Raw genomic sequence first — 23683 nt, 5'->3', positions numbered from 1 at the left:
GCTTATTGACTTTACTTCACAGCGTCAGATGGCGCGTCTTTCTCGATCACGCTGCCGTAGACATCGCGGTAGCGCTTCTTCTGCTCGCCGTTCTTCTGCTTGACCAGTTCATCGCGGTCGTTGACGCGGACGCGCTCGATCTTATGGCGGTCGTTGTCATCGCCCTCGACGCGGTCGACGCGGAAACGGTTCAGGGAGAGCTCGCGGATCTCCGGCTCGAATTCTTCCGACATGCGCTCCATGTCGCCGTCGACGCTGACACCGTTCTCGAGTGCCCGCGAGAAGATGGCGGCGAACTCATAGCGCGTGATCGTGCGCGTGCCCTTGAACTCGCCATCCGGATAGCCCTCGAGCAGGCCGCGGTCCGCCAATTTCTTGACGTAGGCGTAAGCCCAGTGGTTCTCCGGCACATCCGGGAACAGGATGGAACGGCGCTTCGGCGCGTTTGCCGTGCCCTGCGTCCCGACGAGCGCTTCGAGCTTCTCGATCTTCTCGTCCTGCTTCTGGACGTAGTCCTTGAGCGCGAGGATTTCCTTTGCCATCGCGACGCGGCTGTTCGTCACATGGTTGCCCTGGCCGAACTTGAAGCTGATGCCAGCGTTGACCATGTTCTCGCCGCCGCCGACTGTGCCGCCGACCGACAGCGTCGTGTCCTCATTCGGACGGTAGAACGCGCCGACAGCCGCCGCATTCGCACCGCGGTAATTGCCGTAGCCCACTGCGAAATCCCACTTGTCATCCGGGTCGAAGTCCTGCGGATGAAGTGCCGCGAGAGCCGCAGCACCGGCACCGACGCGGTCGACACGGCGGTCGAGATTGCTGACCTCACCACCGAGCTTGCCGATCGCCTGATCGCGCTGCGCGAGCTGGCTGCCATTGACAGCATCCGTCGAATCCGGCGCAATGCGGCCCGGCGCGACTCCTTCGATCTTGTTGCCGCCCATATTGACCGCGCCCTGCTGGACCGTGATGTCCTTGTGCTTGTCATCGCCCTTGACCGTCAGGCCGCCGTTGTTGATGGTCGTATTGCCCGTCGTGACCGTCTTGGCATCGATGCTATCGATGCCCTTGAGGTCCTTGGCCAACTTGACCTGCATCTTAGCGTTATCGCCATCCTGCGAAACAACGACGCCGATGTTGTCGCCAGCCGCGTATTCCTTCGCACCGCCGTAGAGCTGGACATTATTGTTCAGCTTCACCGCCGCGCTGCCAGAATCACCGCTGTACTTCATGCCATCGTCCATCGTGGCGACCTCATGGGAGACTGTCTTTTCACCATCTTTCGTCGCGACCGTCGTCTCGTAGTGGATGCGGGATGCCTTTTCGTCCTTGGCGTCGCCATCCTTCCCCTTCACATTCTTCGCGGGATCCAGCGTAGCCTGTCCGAGGATCGTGGAAAGGTCTGTGAAAGCACCATCCTTGCCATCTGCGCCCTTCGGGCCTGTCAGGCCGATATGGCCGACACCATCCCTGCCAGCAATCGAGACCGCATCTCTGCCGTCCGTGCCAGCGATGCCGACTTTGCCGTCGACACCATCCCTGCCAGCAACGCCGTTCGGACCGGTGATGGAAACGCCGGACTTGCCGTCCTTGCCATCCTTACCGTTGACAAAGAGGCCATCCCTGCCGTCTTTTCCATCTTTGCCATCATGGCCGATGACGACCGTCGTGCCGCCCTTTGTCTCGACCGTGACGTTGCCGTCCTTACCAGCCGTGCCAGCGTCGCCCTTCTGGCCGACCTTGAGCTGGTCGTTGAGCTTCAGGTCATAGACCTTCTGCCCATCCTCGCCAGTCGTCTGCTTCAGCTGGAGATTGCCATCCGTGTAGGAGCCGTCCGCTTTCGCAGCCGTGCCGCCATTGACGGTGACTTCCGTATGGTGCTTGTCGACCTTGTCGATTTTCGTGTTCACATCAGCAATCTGCTTGTTGACATTCGACTCGACCTGATGGAGCTGATCCTCTGTAGCAGCACGGCCGCTGACATAGGAACCATCATCCTTCCAGGTCTTGTTATCCAGATTGGTGACATACTTGCCAGCCTTGTCGGTCTGGTTCGTAGCCTTGCCATCCTTATCGTAGATGGTCAGTCTGCTGTCGCCCTCCGCGATATTGCCGATCTTGACGCCATTATCGCCGCCAGCGACAATCTGACCTTTCGAGCCGTCGACAGTGACCTTGTTGTCGCCTGTACCGGCCATAACCGTGCCATTGGTGCCACTGATGGCAACCGTCTTATCGCCCTTAGCGGCATCACCAAACGCGACATCCTTGGCTAAATCGATGGTGTAGTTTTTGCCACCAGTCGAATTCGTACCTTCTTTGACCGTGATATTCTTCGAACCAGCTTCTACCGTCGTATGCTGACCAGCCAAGGTCTTGACGTCATTGAGCTGGGATACATTTACAGCATCCGTTCCATCGGTACCAGCAGCTACATTGGTAATCTTGTTGCCGCCATTGTTAAGGCCCTTATCCGTCAGTGTGACAGTAGTCGTCTTCCCGGATTCCGTCTTGCTGATGGTCATACCATCATTGTTGATGGTCGTATTCCCCATCTTGACAGAACCATTGTCACCAAGGTTGAGGTCCTTGTTCAGCTTGATCAACAACTGACCGTTATCGCCACTCTGGCTCGAAACTACACCGATGTTGCCATCCGTAAGGTCGGCTTCCTTCTTGGCATTGCCCTTGACGTTGACCGTCTTGTTCAGCTTGACCGAAGCGCCATCGCCGAAATCACCAGCATACTTCTGGCCGTCGTCCATCGTAGCGACTTCATGGGTAATGACCGTCTTAGTCTTGCCATCTTTGTCTGTGACGGTCGTCTGGTACTGGATGCGGGATGATTTATCGTCTGCATTCACCTTGTCGGCCGACTTGCTCTGCTCATTCTTGGCAGGGTCAAGCGTTGCTGTGCCAAGGGTCGTGGAAAGGTCGGTAAATACACCATCCTTGCCATCTTCACCTCTCTGGCCGGTCAGGCCGATATGGCCAATACCATTCTGGCCGGAGATAGAAACCGCATCTTTGCCCGGCTGGCCGTCCTTGCCCGGCGTACCGATGGCAATCTTGCCATCGATGCCGTCCTTGCCATTGAGGCCATTGGAACCTGTGATGCTGACGCCATTCTTACCATCCTTGCCAATAACAGAGATACCATCCTTGCCGTTGAGACCGATGCTAGACTTGCCGTCTGCCCCCTTGAGTCCAATAGAGCCATCTGTACCTTTCTCACCATCTTTGCCAACCGTGCCGAGGTTCAGCTTATCGCTGAGTTTCAGATCGTACGTCTTCTGACCAGCTGTATCCGTGACTTTCAGCTTCAGGTTTTCACCGTTATAGTCTGTAGTTCCGGCGTCTTTCCCACCTTCTACAGTAACGACTGTATGCTTACCAGCTGTAGTAGAAGCTTCTTTGACCGCATCACTGATTGTCTTGAGCTGGTCTTCGGTAGCTGCACGGCCGCTGACGTAAGTCGGACTGTCGACATTCCAGTCCTTGTTGTCAAGGCCTGTGACATAGTCGCCAGCTGCAGCCTTTTTATTAGCAGAAATCGGCTTGCCATCTTTGTCAACGCCTGTAATCATATCGAGCGTCTTGTCGCCGAAGTGCTTGATGACAATCGGATTATCCACCGTTTTAGAACCATCCTGCGTGTTGCCGCCGACGGTCAAGGAACCATCCTGCTTCAGGTTGATATCTTTATTCAGAGCAACCTTGATTGCATCGCCATCAACAGAAGTCTGGATATTGCTCGTATTTGTTTGGGTAGCTGCATCGTAAGTACCGTCGCCTTTAATCTTCAAGATATCACCAAGCTTTTTGGCAATCGCCTTATCATCAGTTTTGTCACCAATGAACTTCAGACCGTCATCAAGCGTAGCCACTGTATGGGTCGTAGTGCCAGCTTCGCCGTCTTTGCCATCCTGATAGACAATGCGAGTGATGCCATCGGTGCCATTGACACCAGGTGTACCATTCTTGCCATCGGTACCATTCTTGCCGATGGTCTTGATGATGGTGGTTACTGTGCCATCAGCACCGTTCTTGCCGGTGAGACCAATCTCGCCGTCATTACCATTCTTGCCATTAGCAGTGATTGTCTGCGCGGTCACATCATCCGACAAAGCAATGGTCACTTTACTATCTGCCTGAGTCATGGCAATGTTCTTGCCTGCATTCAACGTTACAGTGCTACCCGGCTTGATCAACGTAGTCGATGTTCCCGATACAGAACCGCCCTCAGATTTTGATGTAGTCAGCGTAAAGCCAGAGTTGTTGATGGCATCTGCCACGCTATTGCCTGTTACATAGGCATTAGGGTTATCAACCTGCTTCGTTTCTCCATTTTCTGTAACAGAAATTTTCGGGTTGCTAACAGTAACCTTACCGGTTTCCACAGGGTTGTCTCCTGTAGTCTTATCCTGCGACAAGGTGGCCGTAGCAATCTTCAAGTCGTAATTCTTGTGCTTATCTGTTGAATCCGTAGTCGTATCAATGGTCACAGAGTGGTCATTCGATGTCACCGTTGTCTTGGCAGCGTTGAGCTGCGATACATTGACGGCATCGGTAAGATTCGTGCCGCCTGCGACATTGGTGATGGTCTTGCCACCATTATTGAGGCCATTGTCTGTCAAGCTGATTGTATTGGTGTTATCGCCATTTTTTGTGGTGATGGTCACGCCGCCATTGTCGATGATGGTATTGCCCATCGTGACAGATCCGTTACCGGTCAGGTTGAGATTCTGAGCAAGCTGGACTTTCATTACACCGTCTTTAACATTGACGCCGATGTTCTGTTCAGTCAGCTTGTCCTTATCTGCGCCACCTTGGATATCCAAGCGTTCATTCAGTTTCTTCGTGATGACGTTCTGTTCAGCAGCCTTATCAGTCGCTGCAACATAGTTATCACCACCATACTTCTGCCCGTCATCCATCGTGGCTACGGTCTGAGGATTGCGGCCGTCCTTATCGGTATAGACAATGCGGTTGATGTCCGTGCCGCCAAGATTTTCCTTGCCGGTCTTGCCATCTTTGCCTTTCTGTCCTTTTTCCGTCTTGATGATGGTGGTCCTATATCCCTGCTTGCCATCAGTGCCCGGAAGACCATCTTTACCGGTGAGGCCAATGGTGCCTTCCTGGCCGTCTTTGCCGTCAGAGGTATCCTTGCCAAGAATGACATTATCATTGAGTTTCAGGTCATAGGTGATCTTACCGGTGTTATCCTTCTTCTGTGCCAGCAGCAGATTGCCTTTCTTTTCATCAGTATAATTACCTAAAGTACCATTGGCACCGGCATCAGGAGCTTCTACGCTACCATTGACGGTAACAGCCGTATGGGCAGAAGCGACTTTCTGTACGTTCTGCAAGTCTCCTACATTGACTGCATTGTTCAGCACATCTCCACTGGCTGCTGCCAAATCTACCGTGTTGCCGGCAGCATCTTTCAGACCACTGTCAACATGCGTAATCTGATTGCCACCATTGCTGAGGCCCTTGTCGGTCAGGGATACAGATGACTTGCCCTCCCCCAACGTAGTCGGAGTGATTGTAATGCCATTGCCATCCTGAACCGTCTCGCTCGTCTTATTCCCCTTGGCATCCTTTGCTACCGTGGTGACGCTGGTCAAGTCAGTGAGTTCTTTAGCGAGGCGAATGGTCAACGTATCTGTACCGTTTGAAACAACGCCGACGTTATTTCCTGTCGACAGAGCATCCAGATTTTTGATTCCACCGACAATATTGGTCTGTTCATTGAGCTTGCGGCTGAATGCATTCGCCTTCGCATCGCTGGCCTGTACATCACCGGCATACTTCTGACCGTCATCCATCGTGGCGACTTCATAGGTAGTGTTGCCGTTCTTGTACTGGATGCGCGGAGCTTGGGTCGTGGTTGTCTGCTGTTCCCCTTCATCACTGGTCGTTTTGGTATTCTTACCATCATCCAGTGTAGGATCAGACATGATTGTCGACATCTGGATGGACGTGCTCGTGCCATCTGTCCCCTTCGGGCCGGTCAGGCCGATGGAACCATCCTGGCCATTGATGGCAACGGAAGAACCGTTCTTACCATTGACCGTAATAGAACCATTAGTGCCCGGCACATCCTGCTGCTTATCATCTTTGCTATCAGCAGACCCCAAGTTGAGGTTTTCCTTCGTGGCGATCGAGATCTTGCCTTTATCCTGGGTCAAGGAAATATTCTTGCCGGCATCGATTGTCATGGTATCGCCCGGATGGATCAAGGTCTCTTTGTTGCCAGTCACCGCACCTTCGGACGCTGATGCGGTCAGCTTGAAGCCGGAGTTGTTGATGGCATCTGCCACGCTATTGCCTGTTACATAGGCATTCTCGTTTGTAACAGGTTTTCCGTCACTGCCTGTATATGTCGGATTGGTAACGGTAACCTTACCAGTTGCCACAGCACTGTTTCCCGAGCCATTCGTTTCCGGCGACAAGGTGGCCGTGGCAATCTTCAAGTCATAATTCTTGTGATAGTCTGTTAAATCAGTGGATGTAGCAATGGTCACAGAGTGGTCATTCGACGTGACAGTCGGCTGAGCGGCTTTGAGCTGGGCGACATTGACGGCGTCAGTATCATCGGAACCGGCTGCTACGTTGGTAATCTGACGGGTGAGCAGCTTCGTTTTCTTAACAAGGTTTCCATTGTCGTCATATTCTTTATATGTGGCCTGACCGCCAACCGACACAGCACCTGTGGTCGATCCCCAGGTACTTATCTTGTCCGTGGAGAGAGTATCCGGTTTCAGATAAGCCCTCTTTTCATCACCATAGGTTATGGTTGTCTTACCTGTATTAATATCGGTGGAGACGATGCTTTCCTTATTTCCTGCACCTCTCGTTGCAATGGATCCGGCACCGATGGCCACACTGCCTTCAGCCTGAGCTGTCGTAGAATCACCAACGGCAGTAGTGAACTGCGAATCTGCTGCTGTTGCACCGGTACCGATGGCAATACTGCGGGAGGCTTCAGCTGAAGTAGCATAACCCATGGCTACGCTACCGCCGCCATCCAGCGGATTTTTCTCATCATTTGTTTCCGTGCCGGCAATCGAACTCAGGCCCAGAGCTACCGAGTAGCGGCCAGCTGCCTTTGTACCACTGCCGATGGCCACAGACGAATCTTCGACGGCATGCGTGTCAAAGCCAATGGCCACCGACGAGTCTTTGGCTGCATCGGTATGAGAGCCCATGGCTATAGAATGTTCCCCTTTAGCGCCGGTATTGATACCAATAGCAATGGCCCCTTTGGCAGCAGCCTGTGTTGCGCTGACAGGATATGGCGTGTTTCCGGACTGATTGGTCTCAGACACATTGCCAAAACCGATGGCCAAGGATTGTGCACCGGAAGCCTCTGCATTCTGTCCAATGGCTACGGAGACTGCACTATCTGCATTATCAGCCTTGGTATCCTTACCGAGTGCAATCGAGTTCTCGTTACTTGCGGTGCCGCCCAGACCGGCGAGAGAATTCTTACCCGAAGCGGTGGAACCGATGCCGAAGGCGGTTGCGGCTTCGCCGGAGGCAGTGCTGTTTTTGCCAAAGGCGGTGGCGTTGTCACCGGAGGCAGTTGTCGAACTACCGAAAGCCGTGGTCTGTTTGCCGGAAGCTGTAGTGCTGAGACCGAAGGCCGTGGCATTGTCGCCCGAAGCAGTCGTTGTCGTGCCAAAAGCTGTAGCAGCTGATGCCTTGGCCTTGGTGTCGTTGCCGAAAGCCGTGGCGTTGTCGCCGGAGGCAGTTGTCGAACTGCCGAAAGCCGTGGTCTGTTTGCCGGAAGCTGTAGTGCTGAGGCCGAAGGCTGTGGCATTGTCACCCGAAGCCGTCGTTGTCTTACCAAAGGCCGTAGCAGCTGCCGCCTTGGCCTTAGTGTCGTTGCCGAAGGCTGTGGCGTTGTCGCCGGAAGCCTCGGTGGAATAGCCGAAGGCCGTGGCGTTGGCATAGCCGTCGATGGTGTAGCCGTTGGAGCCTTCATGGGCCTTGGTCAGCACATTGTCCGGGTTGATGTCCACTTCGCTGCCGTCCACGGTGGTTTTGGCCAGAGAGGTCTTCTTCTGGCCGTTGTAGACCTTGCCCTTGGTGCCTGCCGTGGTGTCCACAGTCACCGTGCCGTCGGCAGCCACATTGACCTTCCAGAGACTGCCCTGGTAATCCCGGACATAGGTATTGCCGTCCTTGCCGGCCAGGACCACATAATCATGCTTTTCCGTCTTGCCGCCGATATCCATCTGTTTGATACCAGCCGTCGTGCCATCTGCCCGGAGATAGGCCAGATTGCCATGGACATCCATCTTCTCCGTGGCTGTCTTTTCTTCCTCGGTTTTATCGTTTGGGTTGTTCTTATAGGTATAGATATTGGTCACGGCACCATTCTCATCGAGTTTGGCACCGGCGATGGTATCCGTGCCCCAGGCCGTGGATTCTGCATCGGCGGCAACAGTGGCATTGCCCCAGGCCGTCGCATACTGCGACAGGGCGCGCGTACGGTTGCCGAAAGCCGTGGCGCCCGTGGACGATGCGCGGGTATCGTCGCCGAAGGCGACAGAGTCATTGTACTTGGCAATGGTCTTCTCGCCAAAGGCCAGGGAACGTCCGCCAAGCGCTTTTGTTCCGTTGCCAAAAGCTACAGCATCCTGACCGCTATTTTTCTTTGTCTGGGGATCTATTTCAGTGTTGCCCGCCTGGGTGCCATTACCAAAGGCAACAGAGCCTTCCGAAAGAGCCTGTGTCCCTTCACCAAAAGCCACTGATGCGGTGCCGCTGGCAGTATTAGACTTTGTAGCCTTGTTATAGCCGCCGCCAAAGGCAATGGCATTATCTCCCGTCGCTTCATTCTGATCTCCCAGTGCAACGGAATTGGCTCCTGTAGCTCTTGTCTTATTTCCTAAAGCGATTGTCTTACTTCCACCTGTTGATGATACAGTCGATCTACTTGTGGCAATAGAAATCGTCGTATCATCAAAGGTATACCCGCCAATCGTGTGTGGTGCTGCCTCTGCAATCTCAAACTGTCCCCCCCCAGTGAACAGCACGCTGCTGATCAGGGCAGTGCCAAGAACGGCTACGACTTTCTGGGAGCGGGTCTTGCCGTTGCTCCTGGCAATCTCGGAGACGACGACGTAGCAGTTCTTGACTTTGCTCCAGACGACTTTGTAAATGTGGTTCATCTTGCTTCCCCCATCCGACATATTTTTAGTTCTTCTCGTGTTGATTTCCCTTGTGTCGCCGGATGTGGAGCGTGTCCTCCATGACTGGCCTATGCCGTGCTCAACAAACCGGTTCCACTGTAAAGTTGCAATCCATCTTGTTACAAACTTTATGTTTTTATTATTATCTTACATCATTTTGAAATAAAAGTCACGTGTAACCTTAATGAAGCCATGCGATTTCGACATATATACCTTATCTTCTTTGATTTTTATCACGTTTGATTAACATTGCTCCAAGCAAGCGGTCTATTCGGAGTCTTTCTCGCGTCTTTCGCTGTTGCAGGAACAGAATGCAGCATGAGGGTCCTTCTTCCCGCTCCTTTTACTCAAAAGAGGATTTTGCTTGCACGATGTCGAAGATTCCTGAAACACTTGAGAGAGCCACATGAGGTGGCTCCCAGCAGAAGGGAGATTTTTTTGATGCATTTCCAGAAACTCATGGATAATTTCCTGCTCCACTATTTGAGTCGCTTTGACAAGCACTGCTTCAATGTGAAGCTGCACGATGAGGTGTACACGATTGGCCAGGGTGAGCCGGAGTTCACAGTGGTCGTGCACAAGGATGTCCCGAAGAAGGCGCTCTTGGAGTCGACGCAGCTGGCGCTCGGCGAGGCCTACATGCGCGGCGACATCGAGATCGAGGGCGACCTCTTCCACATGCTCTGCACGTTCCTCGAGCAGGCCGACCGCTTCTCGCTCGACCGCAAGGGGCTGCGCAACATCCTCTACATGTCGGAGAAGAAGAAGGACCAGGCCAAGGAGGTCTCGTCCCATTACGATTTGGGCAATGAATTCTACAAGCTCTGGCTCGACCCGACGATGAGCTATTCGTGCGCGTACTTCAAGCATGAGGACGACACGCTCGAGCAGGCGCAGCGCAACAAGGTGGACTACATCCTCGAGAAGCTCTACCTCAAGAAGGGCATGACGCTCTTAGACATCGGCTGCGGCTGGGGCTTTTTGCTCATCGAGGCGGCGAAGAAGTACGGCGTCAAGGGCTACGGCTGCACGCTCAGCAAGGAGCAGTGGAAGAAGGGCCAGGAGCGCATCAAGGCGGAAGGGCTCGAGGGCCAGGTGCAGATTGAGCTCGTGGACTACCGCGACCTTGAGGACAAGGGGCTGATCTTCGACCGCATCGTCAGTGTCGGCATGATGGAGCATGTGGGCCGGTCGAACTACGCGACGTACATGGAGACGGCGAACCATCTCTTAAAGGACGGCGGCATCTTTCTCCTGCACACGATCACGGGCCACGATGAGGTGGTGTCGGAGCCGTGGATCCGCAAGTACATCTTCCCGGGCGGGACGCTGCCGTCGCTGCGCGAGCTCATCTCGCACGCCTACGATGCGGACTTCCGCGTGCTCGATGTGGAGAGCCTGCGACGCCACTACTACCGGACGCTGATGTGCTGGTACCACAATTTCCTCAAGGTCCACGATGTGGTCGCGGGCTGGAAGAATGAGGAGTTCGTGCGGATGTGGGATCTCTATCTCGCGGGGTGTGCGGCGGCGTTCTACATCGGGTACATTGATATCCACCAGGTGCTGATGACGAAGGGCAACAACAATGAGCTGCCGATGACGCGCTGGTATTAAGGAGCGGTTCCGGTGGCGCGCAGGGATGGATTCCGGCTTCGTCGCTCCGCTGAAATGGCCCTCATCTCGGCTGCGCGCATGGAGGCGGTGCGCCGCCTGCCGCGGCGGACTTTCATCGACTGCTCTTGCGCATGCGACTGAGGGCCAGCCCTGCGGGCGGTCACTTCACTTCTGCAGGCGGAATCCATCCCTGCGCTGAAGGTACGCTACTGCCCCATTGCACGAGTTCGCACGACTGGAAGACAGTACCGCACAGGGATGGATCCCGGCTTCGTCGCTCCGTTAAATGGCCCTCATCTCGGCTGTGTGCATGGAGGCGGTGCGCCGCCTGCCGCGGCGGGCTTTCATCGACTGCTCTTGCGCATGCGACTTGAGGGCCAGCCCTGCGGGCGGTCACTTCGCTCCTGCAGGCGGAATCCATCCCTGCGCTGAAGGTACTTCCAATAAAAAAGGCCTGTCCAAACGGACAGGTCTTTTTCTATGCCCTGCTGGCGATTATTTGCCGGCGAGGGTCTTGTAGTTGTTGTAGCGGATCTCGGCGTCGCGCTGGGTCTTCTCGAAGAGGGCTTCGGCTGCTTCTGGGAAGGTGCGCTTGAGGTTGATGTAGCGGTTCTCGCCCATGAGGAAGTCCTGGAACTTGGAGAAGTCCGGCTCTTTGGAGTCGAGGCTGAACGGGTTCTTGTCGGTGCCGACGAGCTGCGGGTTGTAGCGGTAGTTTGCCCAGTAGCCGCACTCTACGGCGAGTTTCTCCTCGAGCTGGCTGCAGCCCATGCCCTTGCGGATGCCGTGGTTGATGCACGGTGCGTAGGCGATGATGAGGGACGGGCCCGGATAAGCCTCGGCCTCGGTGATGGCCTTGAGCAACTGGTTCTGGTCTGCGCCCATGGCGACCTGGGCGACGTAGACGTAACCGTAGGTCTTGGCCATGAGGCCGAGATCCTTTTTGCGGGTCTTCTTGCCCGTGGCGGCGAACTGTGCAATCGCTGCTGCCGGCGTTGCCTTGGAGGCCTGGCCGCCGGTGTTGGAGTAGACTTCGGTATCGAAGACGAAGACGTTGACGTCTGCGCCGGAGGCGAGGACGTGGTCGACGCCGCCGTAGCCGATGTCGTAAGCCCAGCCGTCGCCGCCGAAGATCCACTGGGAGCGCTTGACGAAGTAGTCGCGGTTCTCGTAGAGTTTGTTGAGCAGCGCATTGTCACCCTTCTCGGCTGCGAGCAGGGCTTCGAGGCGGTCGGCGCGGTCGCGCGTGCCGTTGCCGTTGTCGAGGTTCTCTACCCAGTCCTTGAGGGCTGCCTGGAGGTCTTCGCTGCCGAGGCCTTCTTCGATGGCCTTCTTGGCGTCATCGGCGAGGCCGTTGCGGACGGACTGCGTGCCGAGGAACATGCCGAGGCCGAACTCTGCGTTATCCTCGAACAGGGAGTTGTCCCAAGCCGGGCCATGGCCCTTGGCGTTCGTCGTGTACGGCATGGCCGGTGCGCTGCCGCCCCAGATGGAGGTGCAGCCCGTGGCGTTGGCGATCATCATGCGGTCGCCGAAGAGCTGCGTGATGAGCTTGGCGTACGGCGTCTCGCCGCAGCCGGCGCAGGCGCCGGAAAACTCGATGAGCGGCTGCTCGAACTGGCTGCCGATGACGGTCTCTTTCTTCATCGGGTTCTTCTTCGGCGCGACTTTTTCCGTGTCGACGCCGTAGTCGAAGTAAGCCTGCTTTGCCTTGAGGTCGTCGTCAAGCGGCGTCATGTCGAGGGCCTTGACCGGGCAGACCTGCGCGCAGTTGCCGCAGCCGAGGCAGTCCATCGTGGAGACAGCCACCGTGAAGTGGTAGTCCTTGACGGCGCGGACTTCCTTGGACGGGAAGCCCTCCGGTGCTGCAGCGAGCTCTTCGTCCGTCGTGAGGACCGGGCGGATGGAGGCGTGCGGGCAGACGTAGGAGCACTTGTTGCAGCCGATGCACTTCTGGGCGTTCCAGACTGGCACGTTGATGGCCGTGCCGCGCTTCTCGTAGGCGGCGCCGCCGAGCGGGTACGTGCCGTCGGCGCGGTCGCCGGCGAACTTCGAGACAGGCAGCTTGTCGCCTTCCTGGCGGTTCATGACCTCCTGGACCTCGGTGATGAACTCCGGCAGGTCGCGCTTCTCCTGCGGCTCGTCTTCGGCATCAGCCCACGAGCTCGGCACTTCGACCTTGTGCAGGGCCTCGATGCCCTGGTCGATGGCGCCGTTGTTCATGTCGACGATGTTCTGGCCCTTGCGGCCGTACGAGGTCACGACGGCTTCCTTGAGGTACGTCACAGCCGTCTCGATCGGGATGATGTTCGCAAGTTTGAAGAACGCGGACTGCATGACCATGTTGAAGCGGCCGCCGAGGCCGAGGCCCTTGGCAATCGACACAGCGTTGACCGTGTAGAACTGGATCTCGTTCTTGGCGATGTAGCGCTTCATGGCTGCCGGCAGGTGCTTCGTGAGCTCCTCGTCGCTCCAGACCGTGTTGAGGAGGAACGTGCCGCCCTTCTTGAGGCCGGCGAGCAGGTCGTACTTGTAGACGTACGACTGCTGCGAGCAGGAGATGAAGTCCGCCTTGTTGATGAGGTACGGGCTCGTGATTGGGGACTTGCCGAAGCGCAGGTGCGACATCGTGATGCCGCCCGACTTCTTGGAGTCATAGGCGAAGTACGCCTGGGCGTACATGTCCGTCTTGTCGCCGATGATCTTGATGGCGCTCTTGTTGGCGCCGACCGTGCCGTCCGAGCCGAGGCCCCAGAACTTGCAGGCCGTCGTGCCCTCTGGCGTGAGGTCGACATCCGTCAGTGCCGGCGTCAGGCTCGTGTGCGTGACATCGTCGTCGATGCCGATTGTGAAGCCGTCCTTCGGCGCGTCCTTCTTGAGCTCCTCGAAGACGGCGAAGATCTGGTCCGGCGTCGTGTCCTTGCCGCCGAGACCGAAGCGGCCGCCGACGATCGTCGGATGCATGTCGGAATGGTAGAAGGCTGCCTTGACATCGAGGTAAAGCGGCTCGCCAAGAGAGCCCGGCTCCTTCGTGTGGTCGAGGACGGCGACCTTCTCGATCGTCTTTGGCAGGTACTTGAAGAAGTGCTCGATGGAGAACGGACGGTAGAGGTGTACGTTCAAGAGGCCGACCTTCTCCCCCTTCGCGTTGAGGTAGTCGACCGTCTCCTGGACCGTCTGGCAGACGGAGCCCATCGCGATGATGATGCGGTCGGCATCCTCGGCGCCGTAGTAGTCGAAGAGATGGTGCTCGCGGCCCGTGACCTTCGCGAGGTCAGCCATGGCCTCCTCGACGAGCTCTGGCAGTGCATCGTAGAAGCTGTTGGCTGCTTCACGCGACTGGAAGTAGATGTCCGGGTTCGTCGCGGAGCCGCGCAGGACCGGGTGGTCCGGATTGAGCGCGCGGCGGCGGAAGGCCTTGACGGCATCCCAGTCGAGGAGCTTTGCGAGGTCCTCGTAGTCGATCGTCTCGATCTTCTGGATCTCATGCGACGTGCGGAAGCCGTCGAAGAAGTTGATGAACGGCACGCGGCCCTTGATGGCGACGAGGTGTGCGACTGCCGAGAGGTCCATGACCTCCTGGACGCTCGCCTCGGCGAGCATGGCGCAGCCCGTCTGGCGTGCGGCCATGACATCCTGGTGGTCGCCGAAGATGTTCAGGGAGTTGGCAGCGAGTGCGCGCGCGGAGACGTGGAAGACGCCCGGCAGCAACTCGCCGGCTACCTTGTAGAGATTCGGGATCATCAGCAAGAAGCCCTGGGAAGCCGTGTACGTCGTCGTCAGTGCACCAGCCTGCAACGAGCCGTGCACAGCGCCGGCAGCGCCGGCCTCAGACTGCAGCTCGATGACCTTGACCTTCTGGCCGAAGAGATTCTTCGCTCCCTTGGCAGCCATTTCATCTACATGCTCAGCCATCGGCGAGGACGGCGTGATCGGGTAGATTGCCGCGACGTCGGTGAAAGCATAGGAGATGTAGGCGGCAGCTGTGTTGCCGTCCATGGTTTTCATCTTTTTGCTCATGTGTTTTGTTACTCCCCTCTGATATTGGATTTGACAGATGGGGGCTGTCCCCCATCGCATAGTCAGGAATAAATAGAAAAACCTGATGGCAAGATTGAGGTGCCATCAGATTTCATTATACGTGCTATGCAAAAAAATGTAAAGATATATTCCTCACACCCACTTCCCTGCCGTCATCTGTACAGGCAGGCTGCACACCAGGTGGGATCAGGCCTCGCCCTGCTTGTTCTCGCGGCTGTGGCGGTAGCCGTAGAGGAAGTAGACGAGGATGCCGAGGGCGCTCCAGATCCAGAAGCGCTCCCAGGTCATCGAGGAGAGGTTGTACATGATGTAGCCGCAGCTCACGATGGCCAGCGTGCCGACGACGTAGATGGCCGGGCAGCGGAACGGGCGCGCAAGGTCGGGGTACTTGTGGCGCATGAGCATGACACCGACAGACGAGATGATGAACGCAAAGAGCGTGCCGACGCTGCACATCTCGGCGATGACGTTGATCGGCGTGAAGCCGCTGATGACAGCGACGGCGAGGCCGACGATGATCGTGATGCGGTGCGGCGTCGCGAAGCGCGGGTGGATCTTGCAGATGGACTGCGGGATGAGGCCGTCGCGGCTCATGGCGAAGAAGGCGCGCGTCTGCGCGTACATCATGACGAGCAGCACGGTCGTGAGGCCAGCGATGGCGCCGGTGCCGACGAGCGCGGAGCCGAAGCGGTAGCCGAGCTGGCGCAGCACGAAAGCGACCGGCTCGGCGTTGTCGAGCTCAGTATAGGGCACGTTGCCCGTCATGACGGCCGTCACGGCGATGTAGAGCACCGTGCATATGAGGAGCGACGCGATGATGCCCGTCGGCATGTCGTGCGCCGGGTTCTTCGTCTCCTCTGCCGCCGTCGCGATGGAGTCGACGCCGAGGTAGGCAAAGACGATGACGGCGGCGCCGGCCGAGACGCCGGAGAAGCCGAACGGCATGAAGGGCTCCCAGTTCGTCGGGTCGACGGACGGCGCGGCGAGGAACAAGAACAGGAAGATGGCGGCGAGCTTGACGCCGACGAGCACCTTGTTGACCGTGACACTCTCGCGCACGCCGCGCACGAGCAGGAAGGTCAGGAAGAGTGTGATCAGCACGGCCGGCAGGTTGACGATGCCGCCGTCAGCCGGCACGCTCGTCCAGGCGGTCGGCAGCTCGATGCCGGCGGTCTTCAGGAGACCGACGACGTAGGCGGACCAGCCGCCCGCGACGGCACTGGCGCCGACAGAGTACTCGAGCACGAGGTTCCAGCCGACGAGCCAGGCGAAGAACTCGCCGACGGAGGTGTAGGCGTAGGCGTAGGCGCTGCCGGCGACGGGCACCATGCTGGCGAGTTCGGAGTAGGCCATGCTGACGAAGCCGCAGGCAATGCTGGCGAGCAGGAAGGACAGCATGAGCGCCGGGCCGGCATACTTGGCGGCGGCGACGCCGGTCAGGACGAAGATGCCGGTGCCGACGATGACGCCGATGCCGAGCAGGGTGACGTCAAGGGAGCCCATGGCGCGCTTGAGGTGGGACTGGTGGGCATCGGCCTTGTACTCGGCGATGCTCTTGGTCCGGAAGATATTCACGATACAACAACTCCTTCTATTGGGCATTACAGGTATACATTTTATCATCAATGCTGGATCAGGGCAACAAAAAAGACCAGTCCGACTGGACTGGTCTCCTGATTCCTGATAAATGGTCGGGATGACAGGATTCGAACCTGCGGCCTCATCGTCCCGAACGATGCGCGCTACCAAACTGTGCCACATCCCGACAACGTAGATTAGTATAGCGTAAATCGCGGGGTTTGGCAAGGGGAAATTTGAAAAAAGTTTTGGTTGCGGGGGCGGGGGGACCTGTTTCGGCTTCGTCGCTCCGCTAAATGGCCCTCATTTTGCGGAGTGCATGGAGGCAGGTTCGCCGCCTGCCGCGGCGGTTTTCATCGACTGCTTTTGCGAGGTGCCGTTTGAGGGCCAGCCCTGCGGGCGGTCGCTTCGCTCCTGCAGGCGGAACAGGTCCCCCGACCCTAGCTGCGTCCGTTTTTTCGGTTGGAGGCTAGGCTTGCGGTCGGGGACGGGCGCTCCGCTGCGCCCCCTGCTCGCCTCGCCTCTTTGGAGTTTGCTCGATGGGGGGGGCGGACGCTGACGCTGCGCCCCGGTGCCTTAAATCGAGCTGCTTCTCTCCTCTACTCGATTTTGCTTCTTATGATTGGCAAAGAACAGGAAGATGATCGGGATGACGACCAGGGTGAAGACGGTGGAGGTCAGGAGGCCGCCGATGATGACCCAGGCCATGGAGACGCGGGATTCGGAGCCGGGGGTCATGGCGAGGGCCATGGGTGTCATGCCGACCATCATGGTGATGGTGGTCATGAAGATCGGCTTGAGACGGACGCGGCCGGCTTCGATGACAGCTTCCAGCGGGCTCTTGCCCCGATCCATGAGGGTCAGGGTGTAGTCGATGAGCAGGGTGCCGTTCTTGGCGACGATGCCGTCCATGACGAGGATGCCGATCATGGAGAAGAGATTGAGGGTGTTGTGCGTGAGGAAGAGCATGAGGATGGAGCCGATGAGGCCGAGCGGCAGGGAGAACATGCGGATGAAGGGTGTGATGGTGGATTCGTAGAGGACGGCGAGCAGCATGTAGATGAGGATAAGGGCGAGGAAGAGCGCTGAGAGCAGCTCGCTGAAGGTCTCGTCCATGCGGGTGGCCTGTCCTTTGAACTGGTAGGTGACGTTATCGCCGAGGTCGGCTTTGGCGAAGGCTTTCTTGACATCGCGGGTGACATCGCCCATGGGGCGGCCGCTGAGGTTGGCGCCGATGGCGACGGAGCGCTGCTTGTTGACGCGGCGGATGGTGACGGGTCCCCTGCCGTTCTGGATGGCGGCGACGTCGCCGAGGTAGATGAGCTTGCCGGAGGCGGAAAGCGGCACGCGGGCGACGTCGGAGGCTTTGTAGCTGTCGGCATCCTTGAAGCGAACTTTGATCGCGGTGTCCTGGCCGCCGTTTTTGGGGTCGCTCTTGAGCTCGCCGGCGGAGAGGCCGGAGATGGCGCTGGCAAAGGCTGTGTCGACGTCCTGCAGAGAGGTGCCGTAGGCCTTGAGCTTCTCGCGGTCGACGGTCAGGCGCAGTTCGGGCATGCCCTCGACATAGGAGGAGTTGACGTCCGTCACGCCGTCGATGGCGCGCAGGGTGTCCATGGCTTTCTCGGCGGCCGCGTCAAGCGCCGCACCGTCGTTACTGCGCAGCTCGACCTGCAGGGCGCCGCCGCCGTTCTTCGATCCCCCACCGCCCGCGATGCCGGCGACATTCGTCTGTGTCTCGGCGACGCGCACATCGGCCGTCTTGATGTCGGCGGCGAACGCGCGCACATCGTTGGCGACCTGCCAGACGGTGCGGCTGCGCTCACGGCGGTCCACGAGCTGGACCTTGATGCGGCCTTCATAGGCCGTGCTGCCGCCCGCTTGCGTCATGTAGTACTTGACCTCGGGGATCTCGGCGAGCTTGCCCTCGATGCGCTCGGCGACGCGGTTCGTCTCAGCTGGCGAAGAGCCGACGGGCGCCTGGATGTTGACGGTGAAGCTCGACTCATCCGTCTGAGGCATGTACTCCATGCCGACGAGGCCGAGCGGCACCAGGGCGACGACAGCAGCAAAGACGGCCAGGATGGAAAGGAGCAGCTTTTTCGTATGGCGCAGGCTCCAATTGAGCACCTCGACGTAGAGGCGCTCGGCCCGCGCCTCCACGCGGTCCATCCAGGCAAACGCACGGTTTTTCGCGGGGTGGTAGCCCTTGCGGAAGAAGCGCGAGGCGAGCATCGGCGTCAGGGTGAAGGAGACGAAGAGCGAGAAGGCGCCGGCAAAGACGATCGTCAGGCCGAACTGGCGGAAGTACTGGCCCGTCATGCCCTGCATGAAGGCGATCGGCATGAATACGGCGGCGTCGCAGAGCGTGATGGCGATGGCCGCCATTCCGATCTCCGTCCGCCCCTTCTCGGCCGCCGTATCGGGCGCCTCTCCGAGCTTCAGGTGGCGCACGATATTCTCGAGGACGACAATCGAGTCGTCGACGAGGATGCCGACACAGAGCGTCATGCCCATCAGCGACATCATGTTGAAGGTGAAGCCCGCCAGGTACATGACGAAGAACGTCGCAATGAGCGAGGTCGGGATCGCGATCATGACGGCCGCCGTCGAGCGCCAGCCGCGCAGGAAGAAGAAGAGCACAAGGCCCGTGGTAATCAGCCCTTCTATGAGCGTGTTCATCGTGCTGTGCAGCGAGTCGCGGACGTAGTCGGCGTCATTCGAGACGACGACGAACTGGTAGTCGGGATACGTCTTGCGCAGCTTCTCGACGCTCTTCATGATGTTGGCCGCCGTCTCGACGACGTTGGCATCGCTGTTCTTGTAGATGAGGACATTGATGGCGTCCTCGCCGTTGAGGCGGCCGTAGCGCTCCGTGCGGGCCTCGCGCTCGCGGACAGTCGCGACGGCCGTCAGCGGGATCATCTTGCCCGCCGTGTTGGCCACCTGCACCTTCTCGATATCGCTGGGCTTCTGGAACTGCGCGACGACGCGCACGTCCGACTTCGTCGTCTCCGTGTAGACAGAGCCAGACGGCACGAGCTGGTTCTCATCCTTGATGGCCGCGGCGATCTTGGCGAGCGTCAGCTTGTAGGCCGCCATCTTCTCGCGGTCGACATCGATGGCGACTTCCCTGTCGCGGCCGCCGTGCAGCTCGACCTCCGAGACGCCGCCCGCCTGCTGGATGACCTCCGAGAAGACGTTGTCCGTCTCCGTGTAGGTGTCGGCCAGGCTGTGATCCGAGAGCACGGCGAGCTCCACGATCGGCTTCGCGTTCATGTCGCGCTTGATGACGACGGGCGAGTCGGCCTCGTCGGGCAGCTTGTTGGCGATGGCCTCGACCTTCTTGCTCGCGTCGATGGCCGCCGTGTCGGCATTCGTCGCGAAGTCGAGCTCGAGCGTCACGCGCGCCCGCTCATAGCTCGCCGTCGAGGTGATTTTCTTGACGCCCGACACCGAGGACAGCGCGTCCTCGACCGGCTTGACGACCTCCTGCTCCACCGACTCCGCGCTCGCGCCCGGGTACTTGACCGAGACGGTCACATACGGCGTGTTGAGCGCCGGCAGGAGCTCCACGCCTATGCGGTAGTAGCTGTAGAGGCCGAGCACGACAAAGAACGCAACGATCATCGAGATGCCGACCGGTCGCTTGATGGAAAGGCGTGTCATGTTCATGATGCACTCGCCTCGTCATCGCTGCTGTCCTCGCCCTCATACGGCTCCGTCTCGACCTTCTTGCCGTCCTGCAGCTTGTCCTGGTTCGTCACGACGACCGTATCGCCGGGTTCAAGGCCATCGAGGATCTCGACCTCCGCATCATTCATCAGGCCGACCTTGACCTCGCGCTCTGAGACCTTGCCGTCATCGCCCACGACAAAGAGCACCTGACGGCCGTTGTGCGAGAGCAGCGCTTCCTTCGGCACGCAGAGCGTCGCGCGCCGCTGCAGGATGTCGACGGCCGTGCGGGCAAAGAGGCCCGCCTTGATCGTCTCGCGCGCCGCCTCGTCCGTCAGCTCGATGCGCACCTGGTACGTCTTGCTCGTGTCGTCCATCGCCGGACTCACGTAGACAATCTCGCCCGCGTAGTCCTCGCCGAGCGCGTCGATCGTCACCTCGACGGGCAGGCCCGTCTTGAGGATGGCGGCATCTGCCTCCGCGATTGTGCAGTCGACGTTGATGTGACTCGTGTCGACGAGCGAGAAGACCTTCGTGCCCGCCGAGACGATCTCGCCGGCCTCCACATTGCGGTAGCCGATCACGCCCGCGCGCGGTGCGCGCAGGTACATGTCCTCGCGCTGGCGGCGCAGCGCCGCCGTCGCGTGCTGTGCTTTCTCTGCCGTATAGGCCTTCGACTCGACGCTCGCCGCACTGCCGCCCTCGACCTGGTCCGCGAGCACATCGAAGACCGCCTTTGAGGCGAGGTACTCCTGCTTGACGCTGTCGAGCGTGTCCTGGGAGATCGCGCCGATCGAGTAGAGGTACTCGTTGCGCTCGTACTTCGCCTGCTCGAGCTCGAGGTCGTTGCGAGCCTTGATGTAGTTGGCATTGTACGAGGCACGCGCCTCGCGCGCATCGGCCTGCGCCGCGCCCGCAGCTGCCGCGTTCTCGGCAATCGAGATGTCGAGGTCCCCCGTATCCTGCACCATCAGCACATCGCCGGCCTTCACTTCGTCGCCGAGCTTCGCGCGCACTTCCGTGACACGCCCCGTGTACTTCGGCGCGAGCGGGATATCCGCATCCGCCACCGTCTGCCCCGAGAGCGCGATATGGCGCATCATATCCGCGCGGCTGACCGTCACGACCTTGACGAGCGGCCTGCCGTGCGAGACATTCTTCTTTTCCTGGCTGCCCCCGCCCATGTACAGGCGGAGGGCCAGCGCCAGCAGCACGAGGCAGACAGCCCCGGCCACAGCGACCTGCTTCCGGTTCATCTGCCCGATTGGACCAAGTCGATGGCGCATAGATCCACATCCCTTTCCTAAATATAAATTAAAATTCACTACCTTATATAGCACGATATGGCACTGTTTCTCTAGCATACCGCATTTCTGTGAATGTGACAATCGATATTTACAAGACCGCTAAGTCGATATAAAATAGAGTCATAATGTGAAAATTCGAGGCACTTTTGTCCTGAAATACCCAAAGAAAGAGGGATACCATGAAAGCAGTTGAAATCCAGAACAATATCTACTGGGTCGGCGCCATTGACTGGTCCATGCGCAGTTTCCACGGCTACGAGACGAGCCGCGGCTCGAGCTACAACGCCTACCTGATCCTCGACGAGAAAGTCACCCTCATCGACACCGTCAAGGAGCCGTTCAAGGAAGAGCTCCTCGAGCGCGTCGCCTCCGTCATCGACCCGGCCAAGATCGACTACATCATCTCCAACCACGTCGAGCCCGATCACTCCGGCGCCCTGCCCTTCATGATGGCCCACTGCCCGAACGCAAAAGTCATCACGAGCATCCCGCAGGGCCTCAAGGGCCTCAAGGCGCGCTACGGCGACCTGCCCTACGAGGGTGTCAAGGCTGGCGACACGCTCTCCATCGGCAAGCGCACGCTGCAGTTCGTGCCGACGCCGATGCTCCACTGGCCTGACAGCATGGTCACCTACTGCCCCGAGGAGAAGATCCTCTTCTCCAACGACGCCTTCGGTCAGCACCTCGCCTCCGGCAGCCGCTTCGACGACGAGAATGACCTCGGCGTGCTCTACTACGAGGCCAAGAAGTACTACGCCAACATCCTCATGCTCTACGGCCGCCAGGCACAGGCCGCCCTCAAGGCGCTCAAGGACCTCCCCATCGCGATGATCGCGACGGGCCACGGCATCATCTGGCGCTCCCACGTCCAGGAGATCCACGACCTCTACGAGAAGTGGTCCCATGGCGTCCTCGAGAAGCGCGCCGTCGTCGTCTTCGACACCATGTGGCACTCCACCGAGCAGATGGCCCGCACGATCACCGAGGCCTTCCAGGAAAAGGGCGTGCCCGCCACCTTCTACGACGTCAAGGAAAACGCCCTCTCCGACATCATGACGGACATCCTCACGAGCGAATACCTCGCCGTCGGCTCCCCGACCATCAACAACCAGATGCTGCCGACCGTCGCCTCCTTCCTCTGCTACCTCAAGGGCCTCACCGCCAAAGGCCACAAGGCCTTCGCCTTCGGCTCCTACGGCTGGGGCGGCCAGAGCATCGCCCTCGTCGAGAACGAACTCAAAGCCGCCGGCTGCGACATCGTCCTCGACAAGCAGCGCCTGCTCAACACGCCGGACAAGGACACCCTCGAAGCCCTGCGCCAGGCCGTCCACACGATCGTCGAGTGAGATCCTCGCCAGCAAAACCGCCGTATGGCGGTTTTTTTGTGAAAAAAATCCATGTGGATGCAATTTGAACGCCTCTGTGTGCGATTTGAAAGAAAGGCCCTGTGCCTTTATAATAGGAGATAGTTATCTCGAAGGAGGGATTTTATGCGGAAAATCGCGGTGTATGGAAAGGGCGGCATCGGGAAGTCGACGCTGACGAGCAATCTGGCGGCGGCACTGGCGATGCAGGGGAAGAAGGTCATCCAGATTGGCTGTGACCCGAAGGCGGACTCGACGATCAATCTGCTCGGTGGCAGGCCGCTGCAGTCCGTCATGGGCTACATGCGGGAGTTCGATGAAGAGCCCGCTTCGCTCGAGACAGTCTCGGCGCGCGGTTTTGGCGGCGTGCTCTGCATCGAGACGGGCGGCCCGACGCCTGGGCTCGGCTGCGCGGGGCGCGGCATCATCGCGACGTTCAACCTGCTCGAGGAACTCGAGCTCTTCGAGCGGGAGCAGCCGGACGTCGTGCTCTACGACGTGCTCGGCGACGTCGTCTGCGGCGGCTTTGCGGCACCGATCCGCGAGGGATATGCGGAGGACGTGCTGATTGTGACATCCGGCGAGAAGATGGCACTCTACGCGGCCAACAACATCGCGACGGCCGTCGAGAACTTCGCCGACCGCGGCTATGCCAAGGTCCGCGGCGTCCTGCTGAACCGACGCAACGTGCCGCGCGAGGAAGAGAAAGTCCAGGAGTTCGCGCGGGCGCATCATCTGCCCATCCTCGCGGATATCCCGCGCAGCGATGCGATCAGCGAGGCCGAAGAACGCGGCATGACCGTCGTCGAATACGCGCCGGATGCCCCCGTCAGCCAGGTTTTCTTCGCACTTGCAAACGATATCCTGAAAGAATGAACGAGAAAAATGGTGTACCGAG

General features: G+C 58.7%; 8 protein-coding genes and 1 tRNA gene. 3 read left to right on the top strand and 6 right to left on the bottom strand.

The features are described 5' to 3' along the window. Positions 1 to 11: 11 nt before the first annotated feature. The gene (locus tag B2X55_RS10260) at positions 12 to 9185 is read right to left on the bottom strand and encodes an ESPR-type extended signal peptide-containing protein (RefSeq protein WP_349678253.1); all 9174 of its coding nucleotides are present in this window, start codon (positions 9183 to 9185) and stop codon (positions 12 to 14) included. 462 nt (positions 9186 to 9647) lie between these two features. On the opposite strand from B2X55_RS10260, the gene B2X55_RS10255 reads away from it, so the two are divergent. Then, positions 9648 to 10823: a class I SAM-dependent methyltransferase gene (locus B2X55_RS10255; RefSeq protein WP_286822043.1), complete on the top strand. Its 1176-nt coding sequence runs from the start codon at positions 9648 to 9650 to the stop codon at positions 10821 to 10823. Positions 10824 to 11318: 495 nt separating this feature from the next. Here the strand turns inward: B2X55_RS10255 and nifJ are convergent, their stop codons facing one another. The 5 genes from nifJ to B2X55_RS10230 all read right to left on the bottom strand — a co-directional run bounded on the left by nifJ (position 11319) and on the right by B2X55_RS10230 (position 21400). Further along, on the bottom strand, positions 11319 to 14843 hold the full coding sequence (nifJ, locus tag B2X55_RS10250) for a pyruvate:ferredoxin (flavodoxin) oxidoreductase (protein WP_286822041.1): 3525 nt from the start codon (positions 14841 to 14843) through the stop codon (positions 11319 to 11321). 207 nt (positions 14844 to 15050) lie between these two features. Continuing rightward, the gene (locus tag B2X55_RS10245; protein WP_286822040.1) at positions 15051 to 16439 is read right to left on the bottom strand and encodes an amino acid permease; all 1389 of its coding nucleotides are present in this window, start codon (positions 16437 to 16439) and stop codon (positions 15051 to 15053) included. Positions 16440 to 16552: 113 nt separating this feature from the next. Then, positions 16553 to 16629: transfer RNA gene (locus B2X55_RS10240), tRNA-Pro, on the bottom strand. Positions 16630 to 17018: 389 nt separating this feature from the next. Next, a complete protein-coding gene (locus B2X55_RS10235) occupies positions 17019 to 20114 on the bottom strand; it encodes an efflux RND transporter permease subunit (protein ID WP_286822039.1) in 3096 nt (1031 codons plus the stop codon). Then, positions 20111 to 21400 (bottom strand): efflux RND transporter periplasmic adaptor subunit, encoded by a 1290-nt coding sequence (locus B2X55_RS10230; RefSeq protein WP_286822038.1) that lies wholly within the window; start codon positions 21398 to 21400, stop codon positions 20111 to 20113. The genes B2X55_RS10235 and B2X55_RS10230 overlap by 4 nt, the downstream gene beginning before the upstream one ends. Positions 21401 to 21600: 200 nt before the next feature. Between B2X55_RS10230 and B2X55_RS10225 the strand changes: the two genes are divergently transcribed. Next, positions 21601 to 22767 (top strand): FprA family A-type flavoprotein, encoded by a 1167-nt coding sequence (locus tag B2X55_RS10225; protein WP_286822036.1) that lies wholly within the window; start codon positions 21601 to 21603, stop codon positions 22765 to 22767. 144 nt (positions 22768 to 22911) lie between these two features. Further along, positions 22912 to 23661, top strand: a complete 750-nt coding sequence (locus tag B2X55_RS10220; protein WP_286822035.1) for a nitrogenase iron protein NifH — start codon at positions 22912 to 22914, stop codon at positions 23659 to 23661. Positions 23662 to 23683: the final 22 nt, after the last annotated feature.

It is taken from the genome of Mitsuokella sp. UBA4253, from assembly GCF_002395285.1.
GTDB lineage: Bacteria > Bacillota > Negativicutes > Selenomonadales > Selenomonadaceae > Mitsuokella > Mitsuokella jalaludinii.
The sequence above is the reverse complement of the archived record's forward strand: the minus strand, read 5'-3'. Positions and strand labels throughout refer to the sequence as shown.